The 16,387-nt window shown below is 64.9% G+C and carries 15 protein-coding genes; 11 read left to right on the plus strand and 4 right to left on the minus strand.

The genetic code is table 11. The features are described 5' to 3' along the window. Positions 1-11: 11 nt before the first annotated feature. Positions 12-500, minus strand: a complete 489-nt coding sequence (locus H343_RS0108250; protein ID WP_028430740.1) for a hypothetical protein — start codon at positions 498-500, stop codon at positions 12-14. Between the two features lie 13 nt (positions 501-513). Continuing rightward, entirely contained in the window at positions 514-1,959 is a 1,446-nt protein-coding gene (locus H343_RS0108255; RefSeq protein WP_037903048.1) for an NsdA family TPR-like regulatory protein, read from the minus strand. A 232-nt stretch (positions 1,960-2,191) separates the two neighbouring features. On the opposite strand from H343_RS0108255, the gene H343_RS29610 reads away from it, so the two are divergent. From H343_RS29610 to H343_RS0108310, 11 genes are all read left to right on the plus strand, one after another. Then, the gene (locus H343_RS29610) at positions 2,192-2,542 is read left to right on the plus strand and encodes a hypothetical protein (RefSeq protein WP_158679527.1); all 351 of its coding nucleotides are present in this window, start codon (positions 2,192-2,194) and stop codon (positions 2,540-2,542) included. Further along, on the plus strand, positions 2,539-2,886 hold the full coding sequence (locus tag H343_RS0108265; RefSeq protein WP_158679528.1) for a hypothetical protein: 348 nt from the start codon (positions 2,539-2,541) through the stop codon (positions 2,884-2,886). Before H343_RS29610 ends, H343_RS0108265 begins: the two co-directional genes overlap by 4 nt. Then, positions 2,883-3,110: a hypothetical protein gene (locus tag H343_RS29615; protein ID WP_037902772.1), complete on the plus strand. Its 228-nt coding sequence runs from the start codon at positions 2,883-2,885 to the stop codon at positions 3,108-3,110. Before H343_RS0108265 ends, H343_RS29615 begins: the two co-directional genes overlap by 4 nt. Beyond that, entirely contained in the window at positions 3,107-3,352 is a 246-nt protein-coding gene (locus tag H343_RS0108275) for a hypothetical protein (protein ID WP_028430743.1), read from the plus strand. The genes H343_RS29615 and H343_RS0108275 overlap by 4 nt, the downstream gene beginning before the upstream one ends. Positions 3,353-3,600: 248 nt before the next feature. Then, on the plus strand, positions 3,601-4,215 hold the full coding sequence (locus H343_RS0108280; protein ID WP_158679529.1) for an HAD family hydrolase: 615 nt from the start codon (positions 3,601-3,603) through the stop codon (positions 4,213-4,215). A gap of 236 nt (positions 4,216-4,451) precedes the next feature. After that, positions 4,452-5,063 (plus strand): hypothetical protein, encoded by a 612-nt coding sequence (locus tag H343_RS0108285; protein ID WP_158679530.1) that lies wholly within the window; start codon positions 4,452-4,454, stop codon positions 5,061-5,063. Then, positions 5,063-7,066: an aminotransferase class I/II-fold pyridoxal phosphate-dependent enzyme gene (locus H343_RS0108290; RefSeq protein WP_486586829.1), complete on the plus strand. Its 2,004-nt coding sequence runs from the start codon at positions 5,063-5,065 to the stop codon at positions 7,064-7,066. The genes H343_RS0108285 and H343_RS0108290 overlap by 1 nt, the downstream gene beginning before the upstream one ends. Before the next feature lie 40 nt (positions 7,067-7,106). Beyond that, positions 7,107-8,168 (plus strand): tryptophan--tRNA ligase, encoded by a 1,062-nt coding sequence (gene trpS, locus H343_RS0108295; RefSeq protein ID WP_028430747.1) that lies wholly within the window; start codon positions 7,107-7,109, stop codon positions 8,166-8,168. A gap of 16 nt (positions 8,169-8,184) precedes the next feature. Then, entirely contained in the window at positions 8,185-9,258 is a 1,074-nt protein-coding gene (locus H343_RS35240) for a protein kinase family protein (RefSeq protein WP_028430748.1), read from the plus strand. Next, positions 9,255-10,190, plus strand: coding sequence for an LLM class flavin-dependent oxidoreductase (locus H343_RS0108305; RefSeq protein WP_028430749.1), 936 nt, complete (start codon positions 9,255-9,257; stop codon positions 10,188-10,190). Before H343_RS35240 ends, H343_RS0108305 begins: the two co-directional genes overlap by 4 nt. 329 nt (positions 10,191-10,519) lie before the next feature. After that, positions 10,520-15,382 (plus strand): type ISP restriction/modification enzyme, encoded by a 4,863-nt coding sequence (locus tag H343_RS0108310; protein ID WP_028430750.1) that lies wholly within the window; start codon positions 10,520-10,522, stop codon positions 15,380-15,382. Positions 15,383-15,441: 59 nt separating this feature from the next. On the opposite strand, the gene H343_RS34100 is transcribed toward H343_RS0108310, so the two are convergent. Both H343_RS34100 and H343_RS29620 read right to left on the minus strand, forming a co-directional pair. Then, the gene (locus H343_RS34100; RefSeq protein WP_078505200.1) at positions 15,442-15,930 is read right to left on the minus strand and encodes a hypothetical protein; all 489 of its coding nucleotides are present in this window, start codon (positions 15,928-15,930) and stop codon (positions 15,442-15,444) included. Between the two features lie 101 nt (positions 15,931-16,031). Next, the coding region (locus tag H343_RS29620) for an integrase core domain-containing protein (RefSeq protein ID WP_486586822.1) at positions 16,032-16,387 on the minus strand (356 nt) is incomplete at its 5' end.

Below are 16,387 nucleotides of genomic sequence, written 5' to 3' on the forward strand. Positions count from 1 at the left end.
TGCCCCGGGGCTCAGCTCCGGCGTTCCGCGCCTTCCGGCCACACCACGTCGACGGGGAGGTCGGCACTTCGTGCTTCGGTGACGACGTCCGCGGTGCCGCCCCCCTTACCCGACGGGGGCCGGCCGTCCCAGACCGCGACCATCCGGTCGGCGCGTTCCAGCAGTACCGCGTTCGCTGCCTCGTACGCCTGCCGGTTCGCGGTCTCGTGCGGCATCACCAGGACCTCGTCAGCCGCGGCGCACAGCCGGTCGAAGGTCGGTGCGTGTTCGGGCTTGACCTTCGCTTGCCGGTAGTCCTCGCTCGGCACCACCACGACGAGCCGACCGCCCGCGGCGAGCACAGCGTCCGCGAACAGAGAGTCGGCGCCCTTGGCGATGCACGACAAGCCGGTCAACTGCTCCGCGTCGTACCCGGCCAGGAGCGTCTCCAGCTCGGCGCGCACCAGCGGAACCGTGTCCTCGGTCAGGTCCATGTGCCCGGTGACCGCGATGGTCGTCACTCGCTGCGCTCCCTCAACTCGTCAGCAATTCCCTTATGCGGTCGCGAACCTCACGCAGGGGACGCGACGCGCTGGCCCCGACCGTATAGGGGTACAGCTCGCCAAGTTGAGTGCGGACCCGATTGGAGCCCGTACGCCACGCGGCATCAACCGCACGATGTGCTTCTGCCGCGGCACCGTTCACGTCCCCGGCCAGGAAGTGGCATTCGGCAAGCCCGATCCGGTCGAGCGCATGACTGCGCGCCGCTTCGACCCCACGAGTGTTGAGCGCCTCGCGGATCTGTTCGGCGGCAGTCTCCGCGTGCCTGGCGTCCTGGCGGGCAAGGTCAAGCAGCCGGCCGCCGGTCACTCCGGACAGTTCCGCCTCATCGAAGTACGCGATCCAGTAGGGCTCGCGCTTTTCGGAGGCACTGGCCAGAGCTTCGCGGGCCTGCTCGGTCGCCCGCCGGAACGCGGCAGTGCGGCCCATTGCGGCAAGCGCCCACGCCTCGCGCGTGTGCAGCATCGCCCGGACACGTGGACCGGCGACGCGCCGTGCACCGTCCTGGGCCAGCCGTACCAGATCCAACGCGTCCTGAGCCCGGTCCCGGTAGAGCATCTGACGGGCCATCCCGGCGAGCACGTTCGCGCCGAAGACGGTGTCCGAAGCCGCATGCGCAGACCGCAGGGCCAGTCTGTAGTAATCCTGCGCACGCCTCTGATACCCCGAATCCCACGCCATCGTCGCCGCCGTGCCCGAGAGGTGTGCCATCACACGGTAGAGACGAGCCTCCACGGTTTCGGTCTGGTGCTCCTCCAAAGCGGAGGCGATCTCGTTGAGCTGACCGACTACAGCTTTGCGTCGCAGACCGCCGCCGTGCTGGTGGTCCCAGCGGCGAAACGCCTGCGCGGTCTGCTCCAGGTGGTCGATGTCGCGGCGCCCGAGGCGGCCGACGCGCTTTGCTCGGGTCGTTGCTGCTGCCGGTTGGAGCCAGCCCTCCAGAGAGTCCAGCAGGGCTGCTCCTGTGGTCGCTGCTGCCGCGAGTGCGCGCGATGCGTCACGGCGGTCCATCACGAGGTCGCTCCTTGTCAGGTGTGCGGCCAGGTCGACAGTGGCGTCCGGGCGCCACTGTAATTCGTCATCCACTGGCGGCCGTTCACCCGACGACGCTGGCGGGCGCTGCTCAGTGCTGGCCGTCTCCCACGGGCGGGGGGACAGACCGAGGAGACTTCCGGGGATATGGAGTCCGTCAGCGATGCGGCGGATCACGTCTATGGAGGTGATCTGTTGCTGCCCGCTGATGATGGTGGAGACCTTGCCCGGAGTGAGCTGGCAGGCCGATGCGATGCGGTTCTGGGACAGGCCACCCCACTTCTTGATCAAGGTGAAGGCGGCAGAGAAGTCGTGTTCGCCGAGGGCACGGCGCAAGTCTTCGCGGTTGAGGACTTCGACGTCGAGCAGGCCGGGGGTGGTGGTCATGGGCGCCAACTTCTGGAGCGATCCTAAGCACGAGCAATCCTCATGCTGCGCTGAAATCGAGTGTATTACCGCCTCGGTAACCCCCGCTGGTCATGCCGTAGTTGGTTCAGGACGTCGAACCTCTTGGTGTGTAAGCAAGCCGTCACCAAGAGCGGGGATTCCCGATATGGACACCAACGTCAGGCCGATTACTCCTCCGTCAGGGCTGGATACAGGGCTGATACAGGCCGGCGTGCACTGGGATGCCGTACGGGCGCCCGAGCGAATCGGCAAGCGCGTCCTCGCCCTGCTCGGTGACACCTGCGGTGCCGTCATCCACGACCCGTTCACGCCGTGCTTCTACTGGCTCACTCCCGCCGGCTCGGCCACCTGCTGGGAGTTCCCGGGCAGCACCCGCGTGTACGCACTGGGCAGGACGAGTTGGCTTGCCGTGCCGCCCCGCGAGTTCGTCGGTGTGCCCGGACTGCGCTGGGCCCGTCCTGTCGAAGACGGGCACGTGCTGACTCCACCGGAAGCGCTGCACGCGGCCCTCGACTTGGCTGTTGCCGATCACCGTAGCCCTCGCGAGGTGATGGCTGGGTGAGTACACCGCCTCCCTCTCAGCTACGAATCGCGCTTGCCCAGACCGGGGAACTGTGGGACGCCGTGCGCGTCTCCACAACCGTCGGCATGCAGGTCATCGCGAGGTTGGGTGAAGCGTGCGGCTCCGTCGTATCCGACGGAATCAGCATGTGGTTCTTCGTCCAGCCGGGCGAGGGCCGCTGCCTGGTCATGCCTGGCGTGACCGCCTATCTCGGCGGAGCGCATGTACTGATCCCCGCCGGCGATGTGACCGCGCCGCCCGGCCCTCACTGGGCACGCACCGCCGCGCAGCGGTGTACGCCCGCGGCACACCTGCTCCTGGCAGTGCAGGAGTCGGCACGGTGAGCGAACGAGACGCCTATCCGGGGCACTGCTCATGGCACGACTCCTGGGCCAAGGACGTTGCCCTGATCCGCATCTACGAATGCGGATCCGGTCCGGCCGGCGGCATATACGCCTGTCTGCCCTGTGCACGCCAGCTCGCCGCACGGCCCACCGCCACGCAGACGCTGCGCATCGAGGTCGCCGCTTTGGAGAAACGTGCCGCAGCCCGTGGAGAGAGCGAATGAACCAGGCACCCGACCTCGCCCAGACCATGCACGTCGGCCCGCTGGGTATCCGGGTCGGCGACCTCACCGTGCTGGACACGACGCGGCTCGAAGTCGTCGACATGACCGTCGCGGGGAGCACGGGCAAGCTGCTGCGTTTTGACGACGGGACAACGCTCGAACTCCGCCTCGGTGACGTACTGCTGGTCCACCGCCCCACAAGCCCCCGTCCCGGGGCGGCGCACACCCCCGGGACGGGATGAACGATGACGTATGGCGGACCCATGAGCCAGCTGGCATGGCAACGACACTGCGACCTGGAGGATCTGTCCACGCGAGCCCCCGATCACCCCAGGAGAGGAGCACTCACGGTTCGTGGTCGGTCAACATCCGCCTTGGTGGACGGCGGAGCGGCGACGAAATCGAGTCGAGTCGTCGGCTTCTCGTCGATCTTCACTGATGCGAGGGGAAGATGCGGACTGTTAGCGATCAACGCAAGGGGGATGTGGTCATGAGGCGCAAGCGCCCAAATTCTCGAAGTCGAAGAACCCTCCTTCTGGACGCCTGTGGGGTACTGCTGGGAGAGCCAACCGACCCGCTCTTCAAGGCAGTCGCCGACTCCTGCAATCTGCCCCCTGACACGGTCGCCGTGATCTTCCGCGAGCGCTTTCGCGACGCCCTGTGGAGTGGCCAGCTCGATGAGGATGCCTTCTGGACAGACTTCGCGAAGTCCCTTGGCGCGGACCGGCCTTCTCGATCGTGGCGAGGCGTCATCGATGCCTCCATGCACGCCCTGCCTGCGCTGCACCGCCTACCCGCGTGGTCGCAGCATGCAGAGATCATTGTGATTTCGAACCACCGGCGGGAGTGGCTCCTGCCCCGCCTTGGCGCCCTCGGAGTCACGAAGTACGCCGAAGAGCTGTGCATTTCCAGCAGCACGGGGTTGGTCAAGCCGGACCCGGCCGCGTACGAGCACGCGGTGGGCGGGAGGGACTGGTCCCGAATCCTATATGTGGACGACAAGTTGGCGAACGTTGATGCGGCTCGCGGCCTTGGCCTCCGCAGTCTGTTGGCTGATCCCGAAGGCAGCTGGACGGAGGCGGTGGAGCTATGGCTGGGAAGGTGAGCCCCGTAGCCGGGGAGGCCATCGACCCCCGATTCGTGGACAGGATGCCGGAGCTCATCAAGGCCCTTGCCCCCCGTGTCGCTGACGTCCCGGAGGGCGGCCGACAGTGGGTGTTCTACGGCAGCATGCCTCAGGGGACGGCCGGCGGGGGAAGCGACGTAGACGCGCTGTTGCTTCACGATGGCGGAGCGGAGCACCCTCCCCAGAGGCGGAGCGCTACTTGGGAGGCAAGGTCGGTGACGATCTACGTGCTGTCTCATCAGGACGTTGCAGCAGACGGCCTGGACCGTCGGTTCGGCGGGTACTTCTCGCTCAAGCTGTTCAGCCCGTTCGTCACTGACCGTCCGGGCCTGGACTCCGCCTTGGCGGCCACCACCGCCGGATTCCTCGGCCCACTGGCGGAGTTGAGGGCCGCCGACATCGACGGGAGCGACTACAGCGGCGACCAACTGCTGGCCCACGCCCACCTGGCGTTCCTGGATCTGTACCCCGACTTCGCCGGCTACCTGGCTCGGCTGTTACGCGCCCCTGAACAGCGCTCTCGGATCTGGTCACAGCAGCGCCGTACGTACGTCCACGCGTTGCACTCGGCGGGGTACATCACGCAGCAGTCCCAGGGGCGTTGGGGATACACCGGACTGCACCGCATCGTGGACCCCACGCGAGAACGCGCCCGCTGTGCAGCCCGGTTCTGGGCCTTCGGCGCCGTGTGCCACGGCGCTGATCCCCGGTTCCCCGATGTCTACTCCGAGAAGGCGCACGGGCACGCTTCAAAGCAAGAGCAGGCGGGGGCCCGGAGGTTGCTACACCGGCTCGCCAAAGGCGGGAATCGAGGTGTGGCAGCGTGATGGACGCGGCGCTTGAGGCGTGGCACGCCGTCGGCAACAGGCAGGTGGCGGAGCGGGAGCACGGGCGAATACGGCAGTTCGCCTTGCGGCCTGTATCCGCTGCGACGAACCGCTGGCCGCTGTCGGAAAGCGTGCCGCTGCCCGGAGAGGTCTGGGCGTGGCAGCAGCCGGACAAGTCCGAAGTGCTGTCGCTGCCACCGGGCTTCACCATCCGGGTTGGCTTTGCGGGACGCCAACTCCACCTCGGCCACCTGGGGCTTGCTCGCACAGCTGCGCAGCTGGCGGCGGCCGGTGGCAAAGTCCTGATCTTCGATGCCGGGGTCTCCCCGGGCCCCATGCTGTCTCAGTTCCGTACGGCCCTACGCCACTACGCCCAGGGCCACGTGGACGCGAACGTGTGCCCTGACGGGCCGGAGCTGCGGCGGGTGCAGCACCAGGGGCTGTCGACAGTGCGCCTGGACAAGCTGCGCCGCCTGTACGGATGGGACGAGGCGACTCCCGCGAGCGCGCTGACCGATATCGCCAGCATGCTGGGCTTCTTCTTCCATACCCCGGACGACGAGGACCAAGGTCAGCCCGGCGTCGCGCTCGTAGATGCGATGCAAGCACCACATAGCGCGCTGCTGCCCCGAGTCTCCCGTGTGATGGGGTTACCGGCGCCGACGTTGCTCTATCGCCGGCTCTTCCCGAGTCTGCGGCGACTCGGCGAGAGGGGCAGCGTGCGCGACGGTGCCTCGGTGGTGTTCGCAGATGATGACGCAACCACAATCCGGCACAAGTTCCGACATGCCATAACGGGCGGCCGAGCAAGCGCTGAGCAGCAGCGTGCTCAGGGAGGAAACCCTGCGCGATGCTCTGCCTTCGCCATGATCGAACTTCTCTGCCCTGAAGAGACGGCACGAACGGCGCTGAACAAATGCCGGTCAGGGCAGGTGTTGTGCTCGGACTGCAAGAGCGAACACGTCGAGAGCATCGCGTCCGGTCTGAACGCGGCCACCGACCCGCCGCTGCGTGCCAGGCAGTCTCCACGAGTTCAGGCGGCCGTCACCGCGAGCGGTGATCGCCTGCACCAGCTCCCGCCCCGGGACGCGAACCAGCTGGAGCGGCTGATCGCCCAGCACACCGGAGTGACATCCGAAGAGGTAGTGGTGGGCAGCGGATCCACCCAGGTCATGGACTGGCTCTTCGGAATGCAGCCGCAAGGTGCCACCGTGATCGCTACCGAGCCGACCTTCGAGCTGTACCGACAGCTTGCTGACCGCCACCAGCTGGCCTACAGCTCTATCCGCTGGGACACGGCTACCCGTGGGCACGACATACCCGCCATGGCCGAGGCAATCGACGACGACACCAGGCTGTGTGTCCTCGACATCCCCCACGCCGTATCCGGCGTCGCGGCTGCGTCCCTCACCGATCAGCTTCACACCGTGGCTAAGGCGCTTCCACCCGGCGCCGTACTCCTGCTCGACATGGTCTGCGCCGACTACATCCGCACACCCCCCGAGCCGGCCGCCCGCCTGCTGGAGATGCACCCGAACGTCGTCGTCTGCGGGTCGATGTCCAAGGCTCACTGTCTGCTCGGCGCCCGGGTCGGTTACGCGCTCGCCACCCCGCCCGTGGCCAAGCGGCTGCGCGACTACCGCCTGCCGTACGCGATGAACACGATGGCTCTGTCCGCTGCCGAGGCAGCACTCGGCGATGACGAGGCCAGGCAGCGGACAGTAGCCGCAAGCCATGAGGCCCGGAACCGGCTGACCGCAGTCCTGCGGCAAATCGGAGTGCACTACGCGCCTACCGAATCGAACATTCTCCTGATGGATCTGGGACCACTGTTCGAAGCGGTCACCCACGGCCTGAACGCACAGGGAGCTCGCTACCGGGACGGGCGACGCTGGAGGCTCCCCGGCTGGATGCAAGTGCACTTGATCGACACGAACCAGATTGATCCTGTAATCGATGTGCTTCACCGGGTAGCGAGGGGCGACAATAGCCCCCTCTGCTAGCCCCCACGGCGACAAACACGCGAAAGGCGAGCCCACCCCCATGACCGACCAGCGCATGCTCACCGGAGACCGTCCGACAGGAAAACTGCACGTCGGGCACTACGTGGGGAGCATCGCCAACCGCGTGAAGCTCCAGCAGCAGTACGAGACCTTCCTGATCATCGCCGACCTGCACATGCTCACCACCAAGAACACCCGCGAGGACATCGCCCAGATCTCGGCGAACTCCCGCGCCATGGTGCTGGACGAGCTCGCAGCCGGCATCGACCCCGCCCACGCCACCTTCTACCTGCAATCCGCGATCCCGGAAGTGTGCGAGCTCAACACCCTCTTCCAGAACCTGGTCACCGTGCCGCGCCTGGAGCGGATGCCCAGCCTCAAGGACATGGCCAGGGACGCACACAAGGAAGAGATGCCGTACGGACTGCTCGGATACCCCGTGCTCCAAGCGGCCGACATCCTGTGCGTCAAGGCCCACGCGGTGCCCGTCGGCAAGGACAACCACGCGCACATCGAGATCACCCGGGAGATCGCGCGCCGCTTCAACTACCTCTACGGCGACGTCTTCCCCGTGCCCAAACTCGTGGAGAGCGACGTACCCACACTGGTGGGGACCGACGGCCAGGGCAAGATGAGCAAATCCATCGGCAACGTGATCTACCTGTCCGACACCGAGGACGAGGTCCGCAAGAAAGTCGCCGGAATGTACACCGACCCCAACCGCGTCCGCGCAGACGTGCCCGGGAAGGTCGAAGGCAACCCCGTCTTCACCTACCACGACGTCTTCAACGACCACCGGGCCGAGGTCGAAGACCTCAAGACCCGCTACCAGGCCGGCAAGGTCGGTGACGTCGAGGTCAAGGACAAACTCGCCGCCGCCATCAACCGCTACCTCGACCCGATGCGAGAGCGCCGCGCCCAATACGAAGAGCAGAGCGGCCTCGTGGACGAAATCATCGTCGAGGGCACCGAACGCACCCGCCGTGAGGTACAGCAGGTCGTCTTCGAAGTACGCAAGGCCATGGGCCTGACAGGCGCCTACAACCAGCTGCGCCGCAAGGCCGAACACGCCCGGAAGAAGAAGGAAACCGCCCAAGCCTGAGCCGGCCGGGAGGACCATGAACACGGGCATACCGGTGCGGGAGCATCCCAGCTTCCGCACCGCCCACGTCGTCCGCACAGTCCGCACCGGCACTTCAGGAGCCACCGTCCGCATCGTCCGCCAGCCTGACGGACAACTCCTCGCCGTCAAGACAGCCACCAACCCGCGGGTGCCGGCCCACGCCCAGGCCGCGGCCCGCAAGTCAATCGAGCCGTTCTTCGGCAGCCGACTCCCCGAGGTCTTCTTCGCCGGAAGCATCTACGGCACAGACACCCTCATCACCCGCTGCCCCTCCACCACCACACTGGCTGACGCGGTACACAACCAAGGAACTCACGGCCCGGCACCCGCGGTCTGGAAGGACGTCGTCACCATGCTCGGCCAGGTGTGGCAGCGAACCGCCGAACCGGGCTTCGACATGTCCTCAGCCACCCGGAAACATCAGCTGCGCTGGCAGCGCGGCACAACAGGACTTCGCTACGCCCTCCACCAGGCAGGGTTACCGGCGCCCCTGTCCCGCCACGTAGTCGTCAACGACATCGACCACGGCCCCCTGAACCAGATCCTGAATCAGCTGGCCAGCATCCCCGCGCCGACCATCCATGTCGCCTGCCAGGGAGACCCGCAGCCACGAAACATCCTCCTCGACCCCGCGAACCACTGGCACTTGGTGGACTGGGAATGGGCGGGGCTGCATCAGGACTGGCGGATGATGACCAGTCACCTCGTCGGCTGGTGGCACGTCGAGGATCTACTCGCCCACGCACACGGCGACGCCACACTCAGCCCGAGCGCCCTCACCTTGCAATACGAGGCCCCCGAGACGACGCTGCCAACGGCCTGGACGGCTCCCGTCGTCGATGCCTTCTCTCAGATGACCAGCGCCACCCACCACGAGCGGGACCTCACCGCCCTGGCACGGCACACAGCGATGCTCCTACTGCGGGAAATCCCCAAGTCGGCCGCCGCAGGCCGAGAGCATCAGCTAGCACCACTACTCGGCGAAGCGACCCGCCTCATCCGCGACATGGCACACCCGTTACTCAGCCCATTCGCGCCACCGCAGCCGACCTCGGGGAGCCGCCCGTGATCACGCTCGGGCTCGCACTACCCCACTACGACGGACTCTTCCCCGACCCCAGCATCGCAGGCAGCGCCCGAACACGCGCCGCCCTCGCCTACGCAGAACGGGCCGAAGCTGCCGGATTCCACGAACTGTGGGTCTCCGACCACCTATGGCTCGACGCAGGCGACGGCCGCCCCAGACGCTCACCCGACTGCTGGACCCTGCTCGCGGCCCTCGCCACAGTCACCCAGCACATCCGGCTCGGCTCGCTGGTCACCCCAGCACCGCTGCGCGAACCTGCCCTGCTGGCACACCAGATCGCCACGGCGTCGGACATCGCCGGCCCGCGAATCGACGTGGGCCTCGGAGCAGGGTGGCACGCCGCCGAATTCGAAGACGCGAACGTGCACTTCTCGTCCAGCACTGCACGCCTCGCAGCCGTCGAGGCAACGGCCAACCTGCTTCGCACCAGCCTGGGGTACTCGGCCCCGCCGATCTGGATCGGGGGCAAACGCTCCGGCATCCTCTCCGTCGCCGGCCGGGTAGCTGACGGCTGGAATCTGGCCTGGGACCCAAGCCCCTATGACTTCACCCGACGCCTGGATACCGTGCTCAGCGCCGCAGGACAGCGAAGCTCGAACAGCCAGGCGCCGCTGCTACGGTCGGTCGGACTAACCACGGTTATTGGAAAGGACGAAGACGACCTGCTGCGACGCTGGCGGCGCCTCCAACAATGGGTACCTGCCGGCCACTTGGATGCCGTGGCCTTTGAAGCCTGGCGCAGCCGCGGCCTGATCGGCACGCCGGATGAGATCCGTTCTCGCCTCCTCACCTGGCAGCATCTCGGCGCCACTCACGTAGTGTGTGCCATGGGCATCCCCTTCGGCCTCTTCAGCGATGACCAGATCGAGATGCTGGCAGAAGCCTCAACGCAGACGGATCACCATTCGTCATGAACCAACGGGGCACTCCCAAGAACCGATTCGAGCATGGTTGATTCACCCGCCGTGCCTTGGACTGTGGGCCGCTCGTTGCCACGAGATGGGCCAACGGACAGTAGTTGGCCTGGTCGATTCACGAACCCTGAGTCACGTTGTCCGATCGGCGGCCCCGTGAACTCTCCTCCATGGACGATCAGTTTCCGCCACCGCGCAATCGGCCAATGCACCTGGCGCGGACTGCCATTAGGGTTCTGGAACATCCTTGTGTGTGATCTCCCCGGTGTGCGGCGTCGTCCGCCTCCGGCAGTGACGGGAAGCGAAGCGCAGTGAGCACGACTACATCGGTGCACGACGTCATCAGGGCCATCCGTAACGGCTCCATTGGACAAAACCGCGAACGCGGGACTCGTTTCGAGGAGCTGATGCTCCAGTACCTCAGTACCGACCCTCAGTGGAACGAGCAGTTCAGTCGGGTATGGATGTGGGCCGATTGGCCCGGCGCAGAGCACGACAAGCGTGATACCGGTATCGACTTGGTGGCGCAGGACCGAGAGACAGGGGGATTCTGCGCGATCCAGTGCAAATTCTATGAACCGCACCACACCATCCGGAAGGAGGACATTGACTCCTTCTTCACGGCCTCCGGCAAGGGCGGCTTCACCCGTCGAATGATCATCTCCACGACTGAGAAGTGGGGGTCCAACGCCGAGGCCGCACTAGCCGACCAACAGATCCCGGTCACCCGCCTCGGTCTGTCGGACATCGCTAACAGCCCTGTCGAGTGGCACCTGCCGGCCCAGGACGCACCGTTCGAGCTGTCCCTGCAAGACAAGAAAGCTCCTCGCAGGCACCAAGTCGCGGCGATCGACGATGTCTTCGCCGGCTTCGCAGGCCACAATCGAGGCAAGCTGATCATGGCTTGCGGGACAGGCAAGACCTTCACCGGCCTGAAGATCGCAGAACGACTCCAACAGGAGCGTGCACAGGCTGGGGAGGGGGAGCACACCACTGTTCTCTTCCTGGTGCCATCTATCGCTCTACTCTCTCAGACGCTGCGCGAATGGTCGTTCGAAGCAGAGGTGCCGTTGCGCTCCTTCGCTGTGTGCTCGGACACCAAGGTCGGCAAGCAGCAGACCAGGGGCGACGACGAGGACATGGCCGCCCACGACCTGGCCCTGCCCGCCACCACGGACCCCGACCAGTTGATCAAACAGACGGCCAGGGTGGAGGCGGCACCAGGGCTGACGGTGGTGTTCTCTACCTACCACTCGATCGCCGCCGTCGCTGATGCACAGAAGAAGGCACTGCCCCGCTTCGACCTCATCCTGTGCGACGAGGCACATCGCACAACCGGCGTCACACTGGTCGGCCACGACGAGTCGGCTTTCGTTCGTGTCCACAACGACGACTACCTCGGCGCGGAGCGCCGCCTCTACATGACGGCCACACCACGCATCTACAACGAGGACGCCAAGGCCGATGCGAAGAACGCTGATGCGGTCCTAGCCTCGATGGACAACGAGCAGATGTTCGGCCCCGAATTCCACCGGCTCGGCTTTGGCCAGGCTGTCGAACAGGGATTGCTCACCGACTACAAGGTCCTCATCCTCACCATTGACGAGGGCGTCGTCGCCGAGACTCTCCAGCAGGGCATTGCCAGCGGATCCTCCGAGCTCAACCTCAATGACGCGGCGAAGATCATCGGTTGCTGGAACGCCATGGCTAAGCGCACTGGCACCTTCGCCGATGGCTCCGGCTTCGCCGAGGAGGAGGCCCCCATGAAGCGGGCGGTGGCCTTCGCCCGCTCTATCGCCGACTCCAAGTCGATCGCCGCCCGCTTCAACGAGGTCGTCGACGCCTACGACGACGCTGACGACGACGTGCTGCACTGCGAGGTCGACCACGTCGACGGCACGTTCAACACCCTGCAGCGCAACAGGCTCCTGGACTGGCTCAAGCAAGACCCGGGGCAGAACCAGGCCCGCATCCTCTCCAACGCTCGTTGCCTATCCGAGGGCGTCGACGTCCCGAGCCTGGACGCCGTCCTCTTCCTACACCCCCGCAACTCGGTGGTCGACGTCGTCCAGTCCGTCGGCCGCGTGATGCGCCTGGCCCCCGGCAAGAATTACGGCTACATCATCCTGCCCGTCGCTATCCCCGCGGGCATGTCACCGGAGGCGGCCCTCCAGAAGAACGAGCGCTTCAAGACTGTCTGGCAGGTCCTCCAGGCGCTGCGCGCCCATGACGACCGCTTCAATGCGACCGTCAACCAGATCGAACTCAACAAGAACAAGCCCGACAACAAAATCGGCATCGGCAGCATCGGGCCCAACGACGAGACGATCGGCGACCAGGACGGCTCCAGCACCGCCGACAGCGCCCAGGCCGCCAAGGACAAGGAAGCCCAGGGCGCCCAACACATCCAGGACGCCCTCTTCTCCGTCAGCGACTGGCGGGACGCCATCTACGCTCGCATCGTCGACAAGGTCGGCGAACGCCACTACTGGGAAGACTGGGCCAAGGACATCGCCCAGATCGCCGACCGCCACGTCACTCGCATTAAGGCCGCTCTGGCGATCCCCGAGAAGCAGGCCGCCTTCCAAGAGTTCGTCGGCGAACTGCGCGCGACCATAAACCCCGGCGTCACCGACCCCGATGCCATCGACATGCTCGCCCAGCACATCGTCACCAAGCCGGTCTTCGACGCCCTGTTCAAGGACTACGGATTCGCCGAGCACAACCCCGTGTCCAAAGCCATGCAGCGGATGCTCGACATCCTTGACGACCAGGGCCTGGATGCCGAGGCCAAGACCCTGGAGGGCTTCTACAATTCAGTGAAGGTTCGTGCCGAGGGCATCGACAACCATGAGGGCCGCCAGCGCGTCATCGTTGAGCTGTACGACAAGTTCTTTAAGACCGCCCTGCCCAAAACCGCCGACTCGCTCGGCATCGTCTATACCCCCATTGAGGTCGTCGACTTCATCATCCGCGCCACCGAACAGGCCCTGGCCAAGCACCTCGGCCGCTCCCTCTCGGACGAGGGCGTCCAGATCATCGACCCCTTCGTCGGCACAGGCACCTTCCCAGTACGCCTCCTCCAGTCCGGCGTCATCAAGCCGGAAGACCTGCTGCGCAAGTACACGAGTGAGCTGCACGCCAACGAGATCGTGCTCCTCGCCTACTACATCGCCGCGGTCAACATCGAGGCCGCCTTCCATGACCTCGCCGGCGGCGACTACCAGCCCTTCGAAGGCATCGTCCTCACCGACACATTCCAGCTCGCCGAGGGCACGACGAAACTCGACGGAATGGACGTCCTGGAGGGGAATAGCGAGCGTGCCAAGAAGCAGCAGAAGCAAGGCATCACCGTAGTTGTCGGCAACCCCCCCTACTCGGTGGGGCAAGACAGTCAGAACGACGACAATCAAAACGTGAAGTACGAGGTGCTTGACGAGCGAATCCAGCAGACGTACGCCACTCTCTCGACGGCTACGAATAAGAACTCTCTGTACGACTCTTATATCCGCGCCATCCGCTGGGCCTCCGACCGAATCCAGGATGAGGGTGTCGTTGCATTCGTCTCCAACGGCGGCTATATCGATGGCAACACCGCCGACGGACTACGCAAATCTCTGGTCGATGAATTCGACGCTATTTACTGCTACAACCTGCGAGGCAACCAGCGCACAGCTGGCGAACTCTCTCGGAAGGAAGGCGGCAAGATCTTCGGATCCGGCAGTCGGAACACTGTCGCGATCCTTCTTCTAGTGAAGGTTGGCAGAAACTACGGTGCGGAGGCTGGATGTGCCTTGCATTACCGCGACATCGGGGATTACCTCACCCGCGAGAACAAACTCCGCACCCTCGGCTCACAAGCCCTCGACACGGTGAGTTGGAAGAAGCTGGCGCCGAACGCCGAAGGAGACTGGATTAACCAGAGGGACGAGCGGTACGGCGAATTTCGGGCGTTGGGCGACAAGGTTGTGAAGGGTGGGCAGGCCGCCATCTTTGGAGGCTACTCCCCGGGACTTCAGACAAATAGGGATGCTTGGGTATATAACTACTCCGAGCAGAAACTCGGCGAAAATATGGAGTCGATGATCGACTTCTACAATACCCAGCGCACGGGCTTCCGTGATTACTGCGAGACGGAAGGTATCGCCAATCCGAAACCTTCCGATGCGGAGATGTACATCGACCGCGCCCCCCAGTGGATTAGTTGGTCGTCAAGCCTGATCTCCAAGATGGCCCAAGGCAAGGCGATCGGGTACGACTCAGGCCGCATGGTCACCGGTATGTACCGGCCCTTCAATCGGCACGCGGTCTACTTCGATCGGGACTTGAACCATCGACCGGGCAAGCTGCCGCTGATGTTCCCGACTCCGGGTCATGAAAACTTTGGCTTCTACGTGACCGGCGTGGGGTCAGACAAACCCTTCTCGGTGCACGCAGTTGATCATCTTCCTGATCTGGCGTACTGGGGTTCCAGCAATGGCCAATTCTTCCCTCGCTACACCTACCGTGAACTCGGTAGTGATGAGGGCCTCTTCGCTGCCCTGGGCGAAGAGGTGGGCTATGAGCGCGTGGACAACATCACCGACGCTGCGCTCCGGGACTACCGGGAAACGTACGGAGACCCGGAGATCACCAGGGACGACCTTTTCTTCTACTGCTACGGCCTGCTTCACTCCCTCGACTTCCGCACAGCCTTCGCCGCTGACCTAAAGAAGTCCCTGCCTCGCATCCCCAAGGTGCGCGACTTCCGTGGCTTTGCCCAGGCTGGTCGCAAGCTCGCCGACCTGCACATCAATTACGAGCAAGCCGAGCCCTATGCAGGCATCGTCGAGACCGTATCCGGTGACGCAGCCGGTACCCCGCAGCGTGAGCTCTACCGAGTCTCGAAAATGAGAATCCCCAAGGTGAAGGGGCAGCAGGACCGTTCGACGATCATCTACAACCACCGCGTGACTCTCTCCAACATCCCGGAGGAGGCGTACAGCTACCAGCTCGGAGCCCGCTCCGCGATCGAGTGGATCGTCGACCGGTACCAGGTCAAGGTCGACAAGGCATCGGAAATTACCAACGATCCCAATGACTGGTCCGACGACCCGCGCTACATCATCGACCTCCTCAAGCGGATCGTGACGGTAAGCGTAAAGACGGTAAAGATTATCGACTCGCTCCCGGCCTTGGAAATCCTCGAGTAGCTGCGTAGCCAAGCTAACCCATCGCAACTAGAGCTGAGTACCGTCAAGTAGCAGGGGTTCTATGCTTGGCGGTATGCTTCAGCTACTTCGGGATATGGACGGAGTAGAGGTGCGACAGTGGTACGGAGCAGCTTCGCATCAGCGACTGGGAGCGTGAGGACAGCCCTGCGCATGCGTACGCTCCATGCCCTAGGGTCGGGGAATACCTCTAGCTGCGGCACAAGGTCGCTGAGCACTAGCCCTTCACGCCAGTCGGCCAGAGTCTGAATGTCGAGGGCGCATCCCTCAGGGAAGACACGTTCACCGAGATGCAGCGGCTCAGGCAACACGTGAACCGGATTCGAGACGGTTGCGAGCCCCATCAGGCGCCCGCGGTCGCGAGTTGGATTGCCGAAGCACCCGCGGGTCGTATAGAGGAAGACTTCGTCGCCTTCCTTGACGGACTGGGCGAGTCTGGAGCGGCCAGCGGGGAAGGCCATCTTCTGCTCGGTTACCACCCAGCTCAATGCGCCGTGGTCACTGATGATCATGAGGTGTGTATTGGGCATGCGCCGACGATACTGGCCTTGGAGGCCCCTCCAACTTGCCCGATCGCGCCCCTCACGACGCGGTGGAGGGGGCTGCTGCACGGGTTGGTGACAGTCGGTTTTCATGCCGCGAGGGTTGCGGCGGACTTCATGGTGATCTCGTACTCGATGGGGGTCAAACGGCCCAGCCGGAGTTGTCGGCGGCGTCGGTGGTAGGTCCGCTCGATCCAGGTGACGATCGCGGTGCGGAGGTCTTGCCGGGTGGCCCAGGGGCGGCGGTCGAGGACGTTGTTCTGCAGGAGCGCGAAGAAGGATTCCATGGCGGCGTTGTCGCCAGCGGCGCCGACTCTTCCCATGGAGCCGTCCAGGCCGTGGCGGTGCAGGGCGTGGATGTACTTTCTTGATCTGAATTGGGCGAGTTCAACCGGTCGTTGCAACACCGGGCTGTTGCAGCGAGCGTAGCTGTTCCTCGAAGACC

The sequence above is a fragment of the Streptomyces sp. TAA204 genome, assembly GCF_000424965.1.

What these genes read in the sequence shown, in the direction of transcription:
- H343_RS0108280 (WP_158679529.1), top strand. Translation starts at nt 3,601, where the DNA reads ATGAGGCGCAAGCGCCCAAATTCTCGAAGTCGAAGAACCCTCCTTCTG.
- H343_RS0108275 (WP_028430743.1), top strand. Translation starts at nt 3,107, where the DNA reads ATGAACCAGGCACCCGACCTCGCCCAGACCATGCACGTCGGCCCGCTG.
- H343_RS34100 (WP_078505200.1), bottom strand. Translation starts at nt 15,930, where the DNA reads ATGCCCAATACACACCTCATGATCATCAGTGACCACGGCGCATTGAGC.
- trpS (WP_028430747.1), top strand. Translation starts at nt 7,107, where the DNA reads ATGACCGACCAGCGCATGCTCACCGGAGACCGTCCGACAGGAAAACTG.
- H343_RS35240 (WP_028430748.1), top strand. Translation starts at nt 8,185, where the DNA reads ATGAACACGGGCATACCGGTGCGGGAGCATCCCAGCTTCCGCACCGCC.
- H343_RS0108290 (WP_486586829.1), top strand. Translation starts at nt 5,063, where the DNA reads ATGGACGCGGCGCTTGAGGCGTGGCACGCCGTCGGCAACAGGCAGGTG.
- H343_RS0108255 (WP_037903048.1), bottom strand. Translation starts at nt 1,959, where the DNA reads ATGACCACCACCCCCGGCCTGCTCGACGTCGAAGTCCTCAACCGCGAA.